Raw genomic sequence first — 16,929 nt, 5'->3', positions numbered from 1 at the left:
ACGCCACCGTTCTCCTTCACAGCCACGTCGCCGCGCTGACAGCGCGCTCGGCCACCACACCCACGGACACACGGTTCTTGAGGGACGCCACGCTGAGCAGGATGTTGCCGTCCTCCGAGTAGTTGAAGACGAGCTCGCAGCCCTGGTACTCCTCCGTGCTCACACCTTGATGCCACGCCTCGACCTTGCGGCGCACGTCGTCGCCGTATGCGACGTCGAGCCCGCTGCACAGCCGCGCCTTCCCCTTGTAGGTCGACTGCTCCACGCGGAGCAGCTGGAGGGCGCCCGACGCGTCCGGGGCCGCGTGGACGAGGAGCTGCGTCTCCTTGCCCGCGAGCCGGATCTCGTGCGCGGGCACGAACTCGGAGCGCTCGCCGCGGATCTGCCGGAGGAAGCCGGCGCGATCGTCCATGTGCTCGCCGGGGACGGTCATCTGCACGGGCTCCACCTCTCCCGCCGCGTTGACCGAAAGGAGAGTGACGTCCAGCGTGCGGAGCCCGCGATCGGCCTCTCCGACCTCGATGGCCCCGGACGACCCGAGCGCGTAGGGGTTCTGTTCGGCGAGCTGCGCCGAGGACATCTGGAAGAGGTAGTAGGGCTGACCGAAGACAGCGTCGCTGACGCTGTGCAACACCCGATCGAGCTCGCTCTGACCGCGCTCGACCGTCACCGCGGTGACCGCGCCGAAGTTCAGGCTGTACTGGACGGTGAGCCGGTAGGGTACGTCGCCCTGGAGGAAGTGGCCGAAGCCGATCGACCAGCGCTCGTCGTCCGTGGTGCGAAAGACCTTGAACGCGTCCGGCGCGGCCGCGGCGCCGAAGCTGAACGCGTCGAGCACCGCGTCGACGAACGGCTCGATCAGGAACACGGGGTCCGCGACGCGCGGGTCCACCGCCGCGCGCTCCGCCGGGGACAGGCGGCCATAGATGTCGCGGACCTCCGCGACGACGTCGCCGACCCAGCTCTCGCCGCCCTCGTACGCGAGCGCGCCGATGCGCTGCGGCGTGGTCGAGAGCGACGCCGGGACGGTCACGGCGAAGCTCGAGATGGGGTGCGTGGCCGCGTGCTCCGGATCGACCGCGGCGATGAGCCGCGCCTCGAGGCGGGTCTTGTACTGGGCCGCGAGCGCCTCCGGCACGAACTGCGCCACGGGCGCCTGCAGCGAGCGCGTGAACGTCATCCCGAAGAGGACGTCGGAGTCGACCGGGGCCTCGCCGTTGTGGAAAACGTCGGACTTCGTCGTATCGCGGAGGAAGTCGTAGGTGATGCCGTTGAACTCGACCGAGACCGCGTCGCGCTGCGTATAGACGTCGAGGTTCGCGCGCGAGAGCTCGCGCTCGCTATCGATGCAGCGCGACCGGAACGACTGCCATGTGACGTCGCTGTTCAGGCCAACCACGCACTCGTCGCGCGACGTGCTCGTGTACGCCGGCGCCAGCGCCGCGTCGCCCATGGTGAGCCCGCCCGCGACCTCGAACTGGGCGATGCGCACCGGCTGGAGGTACACGAAGGTGACCTGCCCCTCCGGCGTGAACCGGAGCTGGACGCCCGAGTCCTGGAAGTCGAGGAACGTGTCCTGAGGCACCGACTCGTCCGCGGCGGTGTAGATGACGTCGCACAGCGCCGCCTCGACGCAGTTGAACCCCTCGGGGAGCGGATCCGAGCCGAAGAACTGCTGCCGGATCATCCCGTAAATCTTCGTGATGTTGGCGTCGTTGAGCCACGAGTTCGTGCGCTCGCCTTGCTGGTCTCGCCCCGTGTACTGGTCGAGCTCCTTGCCGCCGATCTGGATCCGCTCGCGCGGCTTGACGACGACGTCCTCCGCCTTGTTCCCGATCTTGACCTGACCTTCCATCGAGCCGAGGTACGACTGATACGCCATCATGGCCTCGACGAGCCGCGTCTCCTCGTTGAAGAACACGATGATCTCGTCCGTCGGGCCCCACGTGAAGGCGTTGGAGTAGACGCTGGTCGGGTCGCAGAACTTGCCGTCCTCGGGCAGCCCGACGAGATCGTCCGCGCGGAGCTGCTTGCCGTCGTCGCCCCAGAGGCGCATGCCGGCGATTCCCACGTCCGGGATGATCGGCTTGCTGACGAGGCCCTCGACGAGCGCCGATGTCTTGGCCTCGTCGCAGAAGCGAGCTCGGCCCTGGCTGTCGCCGCTCGTCTTCGATCCGAAATCCCGCGAGCCCGGCTGTGTCCACGGATCCCCCGACTTTGCGGGGGGATCGGTGTTTATCGGCCGAAACACCTGAGCCGGCCCATCCTCGCAACCCGCGGCCGCGAGCAGGGCAAGAAACATCGAGCACTTGAATGCGCGCATTCCAACCTCCGTGGGCTCACCCACGTCGAACAAACTCGTACCCCTGTATCACAGGCGTCACCCCATGTGGACACGGGAAGTTTGCTCTCCCAGCGATTCGCACGGTTCTCGCCGTCGCATCGGTTTCCCCACGGTTTCACGAGGGAAATCGTCAAGTTTGGTAAAGCTGCCATGGTTTAGCAGGAGAGGAATTTTAGCTAGGGCGGACCAGATGCGTTAACATTCTGGCGGGTGGACTCAGGGGCGAGGAGCGGTGTTAATTCCCTGACGGTCCGCCCCGCAGGCTGTGGCGTGAAGGCGGCTCCTTGGACGGATGAGCGCGGAGTGTGCTTCCGGACCCGCGGAGACGAGACCGTGACGCTCTCCGCAGAGGAGTTTCTGCGTCGCTTCCTGCTGCACGTGCTGCCTCATCGCTTCGTGAAGATCCGACACTTCGGCTTGATGGCTGCGTGTCACGCCGCCGCCGCGATCGAGGTGCACGCACGAAGCTTGTGGCGGCGTGAGGCGCAGGGCAGCGAGCTGTCTGGGGAGATGAGCACCGGGACGGCGGCTCCCACAACCCGGGCCCAGCGGCCAAGCCCCGGGCCTGGGGACCTCGCCGTGATCGAGCCGTCGCGTCGGGCTGCGGTGGTCGCCTCGCTCGCCAGCACCCTGAGCCGCGCCGTCGCCCTCGGGGACGAGGTGGCGGCCCGGGTCGTTCACGAGACGATCGGTCGGCTGCTCGGGCTGCCGGTGGCACCGGAGGGGTGAGCAAGCTTGGGCCGAACGTCGAGCCCGCCGCTCGCATCGGCTCACGATTCCGTGATCCCGGCGCCCGGCTCCGAACATAGCTGCAGCAGACCATGATCAGCGCGACCTTAGCCGACCACCCTGCCCGCGCGGAGGCGGCGCGCGACGCGGCGCTCGATCAGCGCATCGTCGCTTCTACTGAAACCAAGCGTAATATGGGATCTTTTTTTCGAGCGGTCGAAACCGCATGTCTCCGGCGCAGCGATGACCCCGCTGTCATCTTTTGCAGTCGCGACCACGAAACCTCCGCCTTGGCATATCGTAGCATGACATTCACGTCGCTCCTCAGGCGAAGCGACACATTCGCCGAGCAGCTCGTACGGCTGGGAATTAGACCCAAATCAACTGTCGCCTTCTCGGTTCATCCGACGAGCGGATACGCAGAGCTCCTGTTCGCGCTGTTCCGCATCGGCTCAGTGCCAGTCTTCATCGACGCGACGATGGATCTCAGCGGGATGTCGGCATGCATGAGCGAGTGCGCGCCGACTCATCTGATTGGCGACAGTCATTTCGTAAATCACTACATGAAGCACCGCGGGTCCCTGAGCGCGGTAGAGGGCATCATCGAGGTCTCGAGCCGTGAAGATGACGTCGTGCTGCGCTTCGAGCGGCCTGAACCTCTTGCCGTCGAGGCGGGATTGCCGCCGGACAGCGGCTTTGAAGAGGAAGATCCCCTCTGTATCTTCTATACCACCGGGAGCACCGGGATCCCGAAAGGCGTGGTCTGGACGAACGAGATCCTGCTGCAGCACCTCCGGATTCAGGAGAAGCTCTATGGCTCCGGCGATGACCACATCGACCTGGTCACGTTTCCATTCTTCATGCTGACGGCCCTCGCCCAGGGGCGCACCTGCGTTCTGCCACCCGTCGATTTCTCGTCACCGGCGGCTTTCGACCCGTCGGTCTTGGTCGAGGTGATGAACACGACGAGGGCGACCTATTGCTTCGCATCGCCCGTCGTATGGCACAACATCATCGACTTCTGTCGGCGTCGCGGGACGCGGATCCCTGGGTTGAGGTACACGACGTCGGCTGGGGCTACGGTCCCGCTGAAGACGGTGAGGGGGCTCGTCGACGTGGCGCCGAACGCCAAAGTGTGCGTCCCCTTCGGTGCCACCGAGGCCATACTGCCCATCTCAACAATCGACGCAGTGGAGATCTGCGAGGAGACATGGCAGGAGACCGACGCCGGAAAGGGCATATGCCTCGGGCGACCCGTTCCCGGCCTCACTGTCTCGGTGATCCCAATCGTCGATCATCCGATCTCGACATTGGACGAAGCGACCGTGCTCAATGCGGGACAGGTGGGTGAGCTCATCGTCAAGGGGCCCACCGTGACAACGAGGTATCATCGCCGCCCCGAAGCGACTCGCCGGGCGAAGATCCATGAGACCTTGCCAGATGGCCGCGTCGACGTGTGGCACCGCCTGGGTGACGCAGGCTATATCGACTCTAAGGGGCGCGTCTGGTACTGTGGCAGGATCACGTTCGGGATCGAGGTCGACGGGGCCTGGTACTTCCCCGATCAGGTTGAAGCCGTGTTCAACGCGGCGCTCGACGTATATCGCACGGCAGCCACCACGTTTGAGCGAGACGGCAGTACAGCGATCGCCCTGGCTGTGCAGAAGGAGCGCGAGGGAGCGTGCTCGAACGACGTGATCTACGCAAAGATCATCGACATTTCGAAGAAATATGGCTTCCCAATCGAGGCGGTCTATTTTTACGACGATGCGTTCCCCGTCGACCCGAGGCACAACGTCAAGATCGAGCGAGATCGGATCCGTCAGCACATCTCGAGGACGTCCGGCACGGCGGTCCGGGACCACCGTCTGTTCGTGATGACGAGATGTGCTGGTGAGCGCGACAAAACGAAGGGACCCATTCTATGAAGACTGTAGAGCAGATGAAAAAGCAGAGGATCGGCGTTCTCATGGGCGGCGTTTCTGCAGAACGCGAGGTCTCCTTGAGTACGGGCAAGGGGGTCCTCGAGACGCTCCGCGCCAGCGGGTACGAGGCCGTAGGCATCGACTGGACCGAATCGCGCGACCTGGCAGAGCTGCTCCGGGGGGAGAACGTCACAGTCGTTTGGAACGCCCTTCACGGTACCTACGGCGAGGACGGCTGCGTGCAGGGGCTGCTCGAGTGCCTCCGCATCCCCTACACAGGTAGCGGCGTCATTGCCAGTTCCGCGGCGATGGACAAGCTCGTCTCGAAGGCTTTGTTCCGGGCCAATGGGGTGTCGACGCCCGAGCACGTCGTCGTCCGTCGCGCCGAGGACGCCGCCATCGCCGCTGCGAAACTCGGCTACCCAGTTGTCGTGAAGCCGTCGCGCGAGGGCTCGACGGTCGGGATCACGATCGTCCAGGAGGAAGGCGAGCTCGCGGCCGCTTTCGAGTGCGCGCGCAAATGTCACGGCGAGACCTTTGTCGAGACCTACATCCCCGGGCGCGAGCTGTCGGTGGCGATTCTCGGCGGCGAGGTCCTCGGCATCGTCGAGATCCGCCTGACGAGGGCGTTCTACGACTATGCTGCCAAATATGAGTCGAACGACACGGAGTACCTGATCCCGGCGCCCATCGGAGCGTGCGCCAGCGGTCGAGTATGCGAGCAGGCTCTGCTCGCATACGGCGCCCTCGGCTGCATCGGACACGCCCGCGTCGACGTGCGGCTCGATCCCGAGGAGCACCCCTGGGTGATCGAGGTCAACACTCTTCCAGGGATGACTGGCAGCTCGCTGCTGCCCAAGATCGCTCGCCATGCCGGCATCGATTATGCGGCGCTCTGTGAGCGTATTCTCCTCGACGCCGGCCGGCGGGTGAATTGACGTCCTGCCTTCGAATATTGAGTATTGGGTTTTCGAGTGCACGTCGGCGCTCTGGGGGCCCCAGGAGGAAGTTGTTTGATGAGAACCGCATCCAAGATTGCACAGACGGTCGCCGCTCCTCCTCGGGTCCCGCTCGTCGGCTCATCGTTGCGCCCCACGCGCGCTTACGTGGATCTGGACGCCATCGCACACAATCTCGGCGTGATCCGGGCCGCGGCGCCGCGCGCGAAGGTCCTCGCGGTCGTGAAGGCGGATGCCTACCGACACGGCGCGGTGCAGGTTGCGAGCCGCCTGGAGAGAGAGGGGGTGCACGGCTTCGGTGTCGCTCTCACGGAGGAGGGGATCGAGCTGCGCGAGGCCGGGATCCGTAAGCCCATCGTGGTGCTCAACGGCGTGCACGGGGGAGCCCACCGCGACGTGCTGCGCGCGGGGCTGACACCGGTGATCTACGATATCGAGGAGCTCGAGTCATTCCACCGGGCGAGCGGCGGCGCGCCCTTCGCAGTCCACTTGAAGGTGGATACGGGCATGGCGCGGCTCGGGATCCCGGTACACGAGCTCTGTGGCTTCCTCGCGCGTGCGGCGAGCTTCCCGCTCGCCCGTATCGAGGGTTTGATGACGCATCTGGCGCGCGCCGACGACGATCCCAAAGCCACGCACGAGCAGCTCGAGCGCATGGCCGAGGCGCGCCGTATCGTGGCGGCGCGCGGACACCGGCCGTCGACAGTGCACGTTGCCAATAGCGCCGGAGTCTTCGGGTACGCGGCGGCCCAGCTCGACATGGTGCGCCCTGGGATCGCGCTCTACGGCGTCGCGCCCGCGCCCGGCACGGGCGGTGGCCTGAGACCCGCCATGAGCCTGCGCACCGAGATCATCGCCATGCGCGACCTGCCAGCGGGCGCGCCGGTCGGCTACGGCTACACGTTTCGCGCTACTCGACCGGTGCGCATCGCGACGGTGCCGCTCGGCTATGCGGATGGGTTCATGCGCTCCAACTCGAACCGGGGTGCCATGCTCGTGCGCGGACAGCGCTGCGCGGTCGCGGGCACCGTGTCAATGGATCTTACCATGCTCGATGTCACCGACGTGTTCGGCTGCCAGGTGGGTGACGAGGTGGTGCTGCTCGGCGAGCAGGGCGGCGAGCGGATCAGCGTCAACGATCTTGCGGCCTCTGCCGGAACCATCGGGTACGAGGTGCTGACCAACATCTCGCGCCGCGTCCCACGCGTCTACTCATTGAGCACCTGGTCGTGACATGCTTCGAGTCGCCGCCCATCAGGAGCGATCCCTGGCCAAGTTGGTGGGCTGTTTGACAAATTTTCAACATGGTCGTGAAGCATGTTGGGCCGCCCAGCGGCGCAGCTTCGGCCGCGTCCAGAACGAAACCGCGCTTCGCGCGGTAGCAGTCAAGCCGCGAGCTCTTACTTGAGCCCAGGTTGAGATTCGTGCAGCAGCGTTCCGAGCGCATTTTCTGGAACGGTGAAGTCGCTGCCGGACTCTGACGGTCTCCACCCTCGCTGCAATGCATACTCGATGACCCGTCGTACGAGAGCCGATGAGACGACGGCCTCTTGATGAGGGGTGAGCAGGGAGACGACGCCGTTCCCGCAAGGAACGGTCACATCAGCGTGGTGGATGGGCGTGCGATAGACCGGCACCCACGCGAGCAGCTTCTGACCACGACCGCCTTCATGCTGAACGACGAGGGTGAGCCTGCGGGCCCTGAGGACATCGTCCCATGCGGAGGCGTTCTCAATCCAACGCTCCGGCTCGGTAACGAGCCATCGGTAGCGCTCGTCGTCGATCACAATTGTCCGGGCTCGGCGAGGAAGACCCATGCCTGCGAAGTCTACTCGAACAGGCTGCGTCGCGCCCGAGGCTTGAAACAGCGGCGTCCTCCCTGGACGGTCGAGTCGCCAAACACAAACCGCGCGTCCGCTGGCGCGGACTGGATCTCGATCAAGCCGGCGCGATCCCCAGCCACCGGCACCGCGGCAGCCAGCTGGGCCTGCTTCGGCGCGCGCCCGCTCCGGTGGCTGTCTGCGCTCGAGACCGGTTTCTCTGGCGGGATTCCTGGCGCGCGGCCCTAGCGATCGCTCAGCGGCTCCTTGTCGCGCGCGTCCGCGGCGAGGTACTGGCGCAGGTGCCGGCGGAGGGAGACCCGCGTGATCCCGAGCGCGCTCGCCGTGCGGGTCACGTTGCCGTTCTGGGCCGCGTAGACCGCGAGGATGTGGCGGCGCACGGCCTCCCCGAGCGACGCGCTGCCGCGCGCGGGCGGCGACGACCGCGGCGCGCCCGGCGGGCCCGAGCGCGGCGGCGCGGGCGGACGCGCAGCCGCGCCGATCTCCGGCGGCAGGTGCTCCAGATCGAGCGGCGCGCCGTGGGCCCGGAGGAACGCGCGCTCGACGACGCCCCGGAGCTCGCGGACGTTCCCCGGCCAGGGGTACGCCTCGAGCTGCGCGAGCGCGCGCGGGGTGACCCCGGCGCTCGCGAGCCCCGTCGCGCCGCTCTGGCGCTGGAGGAAGTGCTCGACCAACCTGCGCACGTCGCCGTCGCGCTCGCGCAGCGGGGGGAGCGAGAGCGTGAGCCCGCCGACGCGCCGGTGGAGCGCCTCGTGGAACGAGCGCCCGAGGACGCGCGCCGCGAGATCCTGGCTCGTCGCGGCGATGACCCGCACGTCCGCGCCCAGCGCCTCCCCGCCGCCGATCCGGCAGAGCGGCTCCCCGTCGAGCACGGCCAGGAGCCGCGGCTGGAGCTCGAGCGGGAGCGCGCCGATCTCGTCGAGGAACAGCGTGCCCCCCCGCGCCAGCTCGAGCAGCCCGGGGCGCGCCGCGGGCCGCCCGTCCGCCCCGGCCGCCACGCCGAAGAGCTCCTCCCGGAGGCGCTCGGCCGGCAGCCGCGCCGCGCTCACCGCGACGAAGGGGCCGCCCGCGCGCGGGCTCGCCGCGTGAAGGCGCCGCGCGCAGAGCTCCTTGCCCGTGCCAGGCTCGCCCGTGATGAGCAGCGGCGCGCGCTCGTGCTCCGCCAGCCGGCGTAGCTGCTCCATCGCGCGCGCCCAGCGCTCCGAGGCGCCGATGAGCCGCACCTCGCTGTCGTCCTCGACCCAGACGACGCGCGTCATCCCGCCGCCGGACGAGCAGAGGTGTTCCGTGCGCCGGGAAGGGGCCGCGCTTTCTTCCACATCGCATCTCCTCGATTCGTGGGCAGACGGCGAGCGGCGCGCCTGCCGTTTTCTGGATTACCGAGCTGTCCTCAGCGCAGGCGGCGACCAGGGATGGGCCGCCGTGAGCGAAAACGGGAACGACGGTGGGAACGATGGTGGGAACGACAGATGGACGATGGCGGATGAACGTCGGCCGCGAGGCGGCGACGAACAACGAGGGATGATGGCTGACACATGCCGGGTGATCTCACCCGGTCAGCGACATCGACTCTACCGCGAATCACGGTCTCTTGGAAGGGAGATCCCGACCGGCGGCGGGGGGGGGGCGCCGAGAAACTACGTGCTCAAAATTTGTGCGTACGCGCGGACCTGGGTTAGTCGACCCGTGTACCCGAAAGGAGAGACGACGAGATGAGCTCGAAGCGCAAGACCCCGGCCCGCACGAAGACCACCCGGGCCACGAGCCCGGTCGCCTCGGCGCAGCCCGAGAGCGCGGTCTCTGCCCCCGCCGCCGTCGAGACGCCCTCTGCGGCCGTGCAGCGCGCCGCCGAGCGCGCGAGCGCCGGCGCCCCGAAGGCCGCGCCTCCGCGCCCGCGGCTGTCGCGCGAGGAGCGCCACGGCCTGATCGCCAAGGTGGCCTATGGATATGCCGAGAGGGCCGGCTTCCGGAACAACCCCGTTGAAGACTGGCTGAACGCCGAGCGCGAGGTCGACGCGCGGCTCGAGCGCCTCGCCAGCTGAGGTCTCCGCCGCGGCGGCGCGGGCGGCGCGAGGCCGCGTGCCCCTGCGAGCGCGCCCATGCGAGCGCGCCCCTGCGGGCGCGACAGGCGCGCTCGCGCGGGCGTGAGCGGCCCCGTCGGCCGGCGAGGGCGGGCCGAGGCCGCGCTCCCGCCGCTCCCGCCGGCCCGGCGGCTGCGCCCGCGGCCTTCGAGGCTCGTAGCCGCGCCGCGAGATGAGTATCCTCGCGCTCCGCGTGGGCGGTGGGCCCACGGTTCGCGGTCCACGCGCGCCCCGGCCGCCTGGACCGCGGAGGTCTGCACACCGATACTTGCGCCATGCATTCAGGTCACGTCCTCGCCAACCGCTTCCAGCTGGAACGCCTCGCGGGCTCCGGCGGGATGGGCGCGGTGTGGCGGGCGCTCGACCGGCAGAGCGGCCAGGCGGTCGCGCTCAAGGTGATCTTCAACCAGGGCAGGGAGCACGTCGTGCGCTTCCAGCGCGAGGCGCGCCTGCTCGCCGAGCTCGAGCACCCCGTCGTCGCCCGCTACATCGACCACGGCGTCACGGCGGACGGCCTCTACTACCTCGCGATGGAGTGGCTCGAGGGCGAGGACCTCGGCGCGCGGCTGTCGCGCGGGCCGCTCGGGATCGAGCACAGCCTGCTGCTCGTCGGCCGCGTCGCCGAGGCGCTCGCCGCCGTCCACGCGCGCGGCATCGTGCACCGCGACCTCAAGCCGACGAACGTGTTCCTGCCCGGCGGCGACATCGGGAGCGCGAAGCTCATCGACTTCGGCATCGCGCGCCAGGCCGACGCGACGTACGAGCTCACGCTTACCGGCTCGGCGATCGGCACGCCGGCCTACATGGCGCCGGAGCGCGTCCGCGGCGACGTCGACGTCGACGCGCGCGCCGACCTCTACTCGATCGGGTGCCTCCTGTTCGAGTGCCTCACCGGGCGGTCGCCGTTCGTCGCCCAGCACCCGCTGTCCGTCCTCGCCAAGGTGCTCTTCGAGGCCGCGCCGCGCCCGAGCACCTTCTGCCCGAACATCCCGCCGTCGCTCGATCTGCTCGTGGCCCGCCTGCTCGCCAAGAACCCCGCAGAGCGCCCCGCGGACGCGGGCGAGGTCGCCGCCGAGCTCCGGATGCTGAGCGTCGTGGAGGGCAACATGTCGACGGGCAACGGCCTGCCGACGCCCGCGCTGACGAAGAGCGAGCGGCGGCTCGTGAGCGTCGTCCTCGCCGCCGAGATGAGCGCCGGCAGGCGCGGCCCGCCGTCGGCCCGCCCGCAGGCGATCGCGGGCCCCCAGCGGGCGAGCGACACGATGCTGTCGGGGCACCACGCGACCGTCGTCTCCGGCAGCAAGGACGCCCTGCCCGAGGGCCTGCTCGCGCCGGCGCCGCCGGTGAAGCCCCGGCCCGCCCCGCCGCCGACCACGCCGTTCCATGAGGTCCGGCAGGCCGCGCAGGCGCACGGCGCGGTCCTGGAGGTGCTCGCCGACGGCTCGGTCGCCGCGGTCGTCGCCGGCGCGGGCTCGCCGACCGATCTCGCCGGCAAGGCGGCCCGCTGCGCGCTCTCGATCCACGCGCTCCTGCCCGGGGCGTGGGTGGCGCTGGCGACGGGCTGGGACGTCATCGCGGGGACGCAGGCGGTGGGGCAGGTCATCGACCGCGCGGGCGTGCTGCTCGACGCGCGGGTCCGCCACGCCGCGGAGGATCCGTCCTCGGGCCGGCCGGTGCTCATCGATCAGATGACGGCCGCGCTGCTCGGCGATCGCTTCGAGATCGCGGCGGGCAGCCAGGGCCCCACGCTGCTCGGCGCGCGCGAGCCGCAGGACGGCGGGCGCAAGGTGCTCGGCAAGCTCACGACGTGCGTGGGGCGCGAGCGGGAGCTCAGGGCGCTGGAGGACGTGCTCGACGAGTGCGCGACCGAGGGGGTGGCGCGCGTGGTGCTGGTCACGGCGGGGGCGGGCGTCGGCAAGTCGCGCCTCGCGCACGAGCTGCTCCGGCGTGTCGAGGCGCGCAGCGAGCCGATCACGGTGTGGCGCGCGCACGGCGATCCGATGTGCGGCGCGGCGCCGCTCGGGCTGCTCGCGCAGACGGTGCGGCGCGCGGCGGGCCTGCTCGACGACGAGCCCGCGGAGGCGCGGCGGGAGAAGCTCGCGGCGCGGGTCGCGCTGCACGTCGGCGAGGCCTCGCGGGAGCGGGTGACGGAGCTGCTCGGCGAGCTGGTCGGGACGCCCTTCCCGGAGAGCCCGGCGCTGCGCGCGGCGCGGCAGGACCGCGCGGTGATGGAGGAGCAGGCGCGGCGCGCGTGGCTCGATTTCCTGCGGGCCGAGTGCGACGCGCGGCCGGTGCTGATCGTGCTGGACGACCTGCACTTCTGCGATCGCGCGACGGTGGAGACGCTCGACGCGGCGCTCCGGTTCCTGCGGCACCAGCCGCTCATGGTGCTGGCGCTGGCGCGCCCCGGGGTGCGCGAGGCGTTCCCGGGCCTGTGGGAGGATCGCGAGGCGACGGAGATGCGGCTCGGGGAGCTGTCGCGCCGCGCGTGCGAGCGGATCGTGCGGGAGGTCCTCGGCGACGCGCCGCCGGAGGCCGAGCTCGCGGCGCTCGTCGACCGGTCGGCGGGGAACGCGTTCTTCCTCGAGGAGCTCGTGCGCGCGACGGCGGACAGGCGGGCGGGGGAGGTGCCGGAGACGGTGCTCGCGATGATGCAGTCGCGGATCGCGGCGCTCGAGCCCGAGGCGCGCCGGGTGCTCCGGGCCGGGGCGGTGATGGGCGAGGTGTTCTGGCGGGGCGGTCTGGAGGCGATGCTCGGCGGGGGCGGGCAGGTGCCGCAGCTCGAGTCGTGGCTCTTGACGCTCGAGAAGCGGGAGCTCCTCGAGCCGCGGCCGGAGTCGATGTTCCGCGGGGAGCCGGAGTTCGCGTTCCGTCACGCGCTCGTGCGGGACGCGGCCTACGAGATGCTGACGGACGCGGACCGGGCGCTCGGCCACTGGCTCGCGGCCGAGTGGCTGGAGCGCGTGGGCGGGGACGATCCGGCGGTGCTCGCGCTCGTCGACTGCCACCTCGGCCGCGCCGTGGACGGGGCGCTCTCGCTCGGGAACGCGGACGGCGCGGCGGGGCACCTGGCGCGCGCGGCGGGCGTCCGCGTGCGCCGCGGCGAGTTCGACGCGGCGATCGCGGCGATGACGCGGGCGTTCGAGCTCTCGGACGTCGCGCGGCGCGATCCCGACGAGCTCGCCCGGTGGGTGGCGATCCTCTCGAAGGCGGTCGGCCAAGCGCGCCGCGCGCCGTCGCTGCCGGCGGCGTCGGACCGCATCCTCGCGCGCGTCGATGCGGTCGGCTCGCTGGAGCTCCGGGTGAAGCTGCGCATCGAGCTTGCGCGTGCGCTCGGGGCGACCAACCTGTTCCGGCTGTCGCACGACCTGCTCGACGACGTTGTCGAGATGGCGGTAGGTCGCCGCGAGCTCCTGCAGGAGGCGCTGACGGTCGACGTGGAGGTCTCGTGCCTTCAGGGGCAGCTCGCGCGCGCGCGGCGGGCCGCGCTCGACCTCGCCGCGCTCGGGCCGACGGACGATCCGCGGGCGCTCCAGTCGATCGCGCTGGCGCGGGCGACCTCGGGCGACAGGGCCGGGGCGCTGGAGGCGCTGTCGCGCTGGGAGGCGGCCGCCCCGGGCGATCGGGTCGCGGAGGCGGTGCGGGCGAAGCTGCTCGTGGCGATCGAGCTCTACGCGGGGGATTTCCGGGCCGCGGCGGGGGCGTGCGAGCGCGCGATCGCGCTGGACCGGGCGCTCGGGCTGGGGTTCGACGGGATTGTGAGCCTTCACAACCTGGGCTACGCGTGCGTGCGGCTGGGCGAGCACGAGCGAGCGCGGTCGCTCTTTGCGGAGTCGCTGGAGCGGGCGGACGAGGCGGGGTACGACCGGGTGGCCGCCTCGAACCGGCTGTACCTCGCGTACCTGGACGGGGTGGCCGGGGCGGGGGACGCGCGGGAGCGGCTGCAGGCGCTCATCGCGCGGGCGGAGGAGCAGGGCTACTGGCACGACGTGCTGCAGGGCCGCTGGGCGGCGGCGATGCTGCTGAAGAACGCGCGCAATGACGCGCTGGCGCGGCGGGAGTTCGAGGACCTCTTGGAGCTGTCGGTGCGGCTCGGGGATCCGCTGCTGGAGAAGGACGCGCGCGCGTGGCTCGACCGCGTCGACCGGTGAGGGGCGGCGGGCTGAGGGGCGGCGTCCCCGGCATGCACTGCGGGCATGTTCCGGGCGCGTTGTCGCGTCTAGCGAGAAGAGAATTAACGCAAAGGCGCAAAGGCGCAAAGACGCAAAAAAGAGATGTGGGTTGAATGGAGGAGAACGAGATAGCCAAGGTCGTGGTGGACGCGGCGATCGAGGTCCATCGCACGCTGGGAGGGCCTGGGTTGCTTGAGGCCGTGTACGAGGAGGCGCTCGCCTTCGAGCTCTCGTCCCGAGGGCTGAACGTGCAGCGTCAGAAGGCCGTCCCGCTCGTTTACAAAGGGAGACGGCTGGCCACCGACCTCCGCCTCGACTTGCTCGTGGGTGAACGTGTCATCGTGGAGTGCAAGTCGACCGCTATCTACAACCGCCTATTCGAAGCGCAAGCGCTCACCTACCTGAAGCTCTGTGATCTCAAGCTCGCACTCGTCATCAACTTCGGCGAGCGCCTCGTGAGACAGGGCATCCATCGCGTCGTCAACGGTCTGCAGTCGTGAATGCTTACCTCCCTCTCTCCGCTTTTTTGCGCCTTTGCGCCTTTGCGTCTTTGCGTTAATTCTCTTCTCGCGAAACGCGGCAACTTGCCCGCTACTTGCCGGGGGGCACCGCGGCCAGGAGGATGACAAGCACGCGCGCCTCAGGCCGGTGTGCGACGGCGCACGCTCTCGGGTGGCGCGCGCCCCGCGCCCGCCCGCGCGCAGCGGCAAGGCGACGGTGAGCCCCACGGCCCCCTGGTTGCGAAGGCCGAGCTCGGCCTTCCAGGATTCGACGCCGGTCGCGGTTCGGGAGCGTCCTGGCGATTTCTGACGGCTGGCGGGGGCGCCGCGCAACCTGAGGGTAAAGAAGCTTGGCTTCCATCACCCGCAGAGGACCCATGCCCCACTCGTATCGACTCGCCTCCTTCTCGCTCCTCGGCTTGCTGATCGCTTGTAGCTCGACGGATCCCGATGTCACGCCCGGCCCCGGCGCGAGCTCTGGAGGAACCTCCGGCGCGGGGGCGACGACCAGCGGCGGTGGCGTGACGACCACGGGCGTCTCCGGTACCACCACGGCCGGAACCGGCGGCGCCGGAGCCACCACCGGCGCAACGGGCGGCGTCACCGGGGGCGCGGCCGGCACGGGTGGAGCGGGCGCTGGTGGAGCGGGCGCTGGTGGCGGGGACACGGGTGGAGCGGGCGCTGGCGGCGGGGGCACCGGCGGGTCGACCCCGGTTGGGGACCTCCACATCACGGATCCGGTTCCGGGCTTCGCGAGCGTCGCTGGCGGCACGACCGGCGGCGGCACGGATCTGAGCTCGGCCATCACGGTAAGCTCGATGAGCGAGCTCCAGGACGCGGCGAAGGGCTCGACCCCGGCGATCATCCTCGTGAAGCCCGGGAGCTACAGCGGGACGCTCGCGCCGGGCGCCAACAAGACGATCATCGGCATCGGCCCCGGCGTGACCATCACCGGCAACATCCGGATGAGCGGCGCCGGCGTGAACAACATCATCCTCCGCAACCTCGCCGTGCGGGGCGCGCGCTGCGCCAGCTACGACGAGTGCAAGTCCGGCGCAGACGCCGTCTACACGGGGAACGGCGCCCACCACGTCTGGCTGGACCATCTGGACATCTCCGACGGCCAGGACGGCAACTGCGACATCACCCAGGGAGCCGACTACGTCACCGTTTCCTGGTCGCGCTTTTACTATACATACGACAAGGAGCACCGGTTCTCGAACCTGATCGCCGGCAGCGACGACGAGCCGGCGAGCCAGGGCAAGCTGCGCATCACGTACATGAACAGCCACTGGGGCGAGCGCGTCGATTCACGCCAGCCTCGCGGGCGGTACGGCAACGTCCACATGCTCAACAACTACCACAAGACCGGCGGCGGGCAGATCCACGGCGTGGGCAAGGACATGGCGCTCATCGCCGAGAACTGCGTCTACGATGAGAACAGGTCGATCTGGACGGACATGGGCAGTCCAAGAGGCTGGAAGGGGATCGGCAACCAGGGGACCGGCGACGACTTGAACGACTCGAAGGGCACCGTCTTCGAGATCCCGTACCGCTACACGGCGATGCCGGCGTCCCAGGTCGTCGCGGCGGTCACCTCCAAGGAGTGCGGAGCCGGCAACACGTGCACGCTTGCTTACTGAGAGCTCCCCCGGGCTGGTAGGCCAAAGAAAGCCTCATCGATTCCGACTCTTCGAAAAGAGCGATGCCCTCGGTCTGAAATATCCATGCAACAAAAGGCCACCGCCTCAGCCCGGCCGCATTCTCGACGCCAAGGCGAGCCCGGCCGTGAAGCGCCGGAAGCCGGGCGTCCCGGGTGAAAAGCAGCCAAAATAATTGCGCATGAGCACGCTGCACGCGCGATTTTCTTGTCATGATTCCCCTTGGGAAGGGGATGACCATGGATAGCATTGGCGAAATCCTCAACAGGAAGGGCCGGAACGTCTACACCATCTCGCCGGATGCAACCGTCTTCGAGGCTGTGCAGTCGATGTGCGTGCGGCGCGTGGGCGCGCTGCTCGTGAGCATCGACGGGTCCCCGAGCGGGATCATCAGCGAGCGGGACGTGATGACGCGGGTGATCCTGGCCCGACGCGATCCGGCGGACACGCCCGTCGCGGAGGTGATGACGTGCGGCGTCGTCTGCGTCGAGCTGAGCACGTCGGCGCGGCAGGCCATGGCGGTCATGACCGAGCGACGCTGCCGCCACCTGCCCGTGGTCCAGGACGGGCGGGTGGTCGGGATGATCTCGATCGGCGACCTCGTCCACTGGGTGAGCCGCGAGCAAGAGGCCGAGATCAAGATGCTGACCGAGTACGTGCAGGGGGTCTACAGCTGAGCGCCCGGCGGGCGGCCACCTCTCCTCCGGGCTGCCTGTT

Annotated in this window: 11 protein-coding genes and 1 pseudogene; 9 read left to right on the top strand and 3 right to left on the bottom strand. The window is 69.4% G+C overall.

Annotated features, from left to right (window positions below):
* Window positions 1–16: 16 nt before the first annotated feature.
* Window positions 17–2,251 (bottom strand): hypothetical protein, encoded by a 2,235-nt coding sequence (locus WME97_RS36320; RefSeq protein WP_437544566.1) that lies wholly within the window; start codon window positions 2,249–2,251, stop codon window positions 17–19.
* A gap of 432 nt (window positions 2,252–2,683) precedes the next feature.
* Between WME97_RS36320 and WME97_RS36315 the strand changes: the two are divergent.
* The 4 genes and pseudogenes from WME97_RS36315 to alr all read left to right on the top strand — a co-directional run.
* A pseudogene (locus tag WME97_RS36315) lies at window positions 2,684–2,776 on the top strand (transposase); the annotation flags it as partial.
* Window positions 2,777–3,165: 389 nt separating this feature from the next.
* Window positions 3,166–5,001: an AMP-binding protein gene (locus WME97_RS36310; protein WP_437544564.1), complete on the top strand. Its 1,836-nt coding sequence runs from the start codon at window positions 3,166–3,168 to the stop codon at window positions 4,999–5,001.
* A complete protein-coding gene (locus WME97_RS36305) occupies window positions 4,998–5,936 on the top strand; it encodes a D-alanine--D-alanine ligase (RefSeq protein WP_437544563.1) in 939 nt (312 codons plus the stop codon). Before WME97_RS36310 ends, WME97_RS36305 begins: the two co-directional genes overlap by 4 nt.
* Before the next feature lie 168 nt (window positions 5,937–6,104).
* Window positions 6,105–7,190, top strand: a complete 1,086-nt coding sequence (gene alr, locus WME97_RS36300) for an alanine racemase (RefSeq protein ID WP_437544561.1) — start codon at window positions 6,105–6,107, stop codon at window positions 7,188–7,190.
* A 167-nt stretch (window positions 7,191–7,357) separates the two neighbouring features.
* On the opposite strand, the gene WME97_RS36295 is transcribed toward alr, so the two are convergent.
* A complete protein-coding gene (locus tag WME97_RS36295; protein ID WP_437544559.1) occupies window positions 7,358–7,744 on the bottom strand; it encodes a hypothetical protein in 387 nt (128 codons plus the stop codon).
* Window positions 7,745–8,022: 278 nt separating this feature from the next.
* Window positions 8,023–9,117 carry a sigma 54-interacting transcriptional regulator gene (locus WME97_RS36290; protein ID WP_437544557.1) on the bottom strand — a complete coding sequence of 365 codons (1,095 nt, stop codon included), beginning with the start codon at window positions 9,115–9,117 and terminating at the stop codon, window positions 8,023–8,025.
* Window positions 9,118–9,510: 393 nt separating this feature from the next.
* On the opposite strand from WME97_RS36290, the gene WME97_RS36285 reads away from it, so the two are divergent.
* The 5 genes from WME97_RS36285 (at window position 9,511) to WME97_RS36265 (ending at window position 16,889) form a co-directional block, all read left to right on the top strand.
* Window positions 9,511–9,840, top strand: a complete 330-nt coding sequence (locus tag WME97_RS36285) for a DUF2934 domain-containing protein (protein ID WP_437544555.1) — start codon at window positions 9,511–9,513, stop codon at window positions 9,838–9,840.
* A gap of 314 nt (window positions 9,841–10,154) precedes the next feature.
* Window positions 10,155–14,030 (top strand): protein kinase domain-containing protein, encoded by a 3,876-nt coding sequence (locus tag WME97_RS36280; RefSeq protein WP_437544553.1) that lies wholly within the window; start codon window positions 10,155–10,157, stop codon window positions 14,028–14,030.
* 134 nt (window positions 14,031–14,164) lie between these two features.
* A complete protein-coding gene (locus WME97_RS36275; protein WP_437544551.1) occupies window positions 14,165–14,551 on the top strand; it encodes a GxxExxY protein in 387 nt (128 codons plus the stop codon).
* A 377-nt stretch (window positions 14,552–14,928) separates the two neighbouring features.
* The gene (locus WME97_RS36270; RefSeq protein ID WP_437544549.1) at window positions 14,929–16,194 is read left to right on the top strand and encodes a pectate lyase family protein; all 1,266 of its coding nucleotides are present in this window, start codon (window positions 14,929–14,931) and stop codon (window positions 16,192–16,194) included.
* Window positions 16,195–16,451: 257 nt separating this feature from the next.
* On the top strand, window positions 16,452–16,889 hold the full coding sequence (locus tag WME97_RS36265) for a CBS domain-containing protein (protein WP_437544547.1): 438 nt from the start codon (window positions 16,452–16,454) through the stop codon (window positions 16,887–16,889).
* Window positions 16,890–16,929 lie beyond the last annotated feature (40 nt).

It is taken from the genome of Sorangium sp. So ce367, assembly GCF_051520455.1.
Classification (GTDB): Bacteria; Myxococcota_A; Polyangia; order Polyangiales; family Polyangiaceae; genus Sorangium; species Sorangium cellulosum_B.
Note: the sequence above shows the minus strand (reverse complement) of the source record. Positions and strands in the feature narration are given on the sequence as shown.

What these genes read in the sequence shown, in the direction of transcription:
- WME97_RS36310 (WP_437544564.1), top strand. Translation starts at nt 3,166, where the DNA reads ATGATCAGCGCGACCTTAGCCGACCACCCTGCCCGCGCGGAGGCGGCG.
- WME97_RS36305 (WP_437544563.1), top strand. Translation starts at nt 4,998, where the DNA reads ATGAAGACTGTAGAGCAGATGAAAAAGCAGAGGATCGGCGTTCTCATG.
- WME97_RS36285 (WP_437544555.1), top strand. Translation starts at nt 9,511, where the DNA reads ATGAGCTCGAAGCGCAAGACCCCGGCCCGCACGAAGACCACCCGGGCC.
- WME97_RS36280 (WP_437544553.1), top strand. Translation starts at nt 10,155, where the DNA reads ATGCATTCAGGTCACGTCCTCGCCAACCGCTTCCAGCTGGAACGCCTC.
- WME97_RS36275 (WP_437544551.1), top strand. Translation starts at nt 14,165, where the DNA reads ATGGAGGAGAACGAGATAGCCAAGGTCGTGGTGGACGCGGCGATCGAG.
- WME97_RS36270 (WP_437544549.1), top strand. Translation starts at nt 14,929, where the DNA reads ATGCCCCACTCGTATCGACTCGCCTCCTTCTCGCTCCTCGGCTTGCTG.
- WME97_RS36265 (WP_437544547.1), top strand. Translation starts at nt 16,452, where the DNA reads ATGGATAGCATTGGCGAAATCCTCAACAGGAAGGGCCGGAACGTCTAC.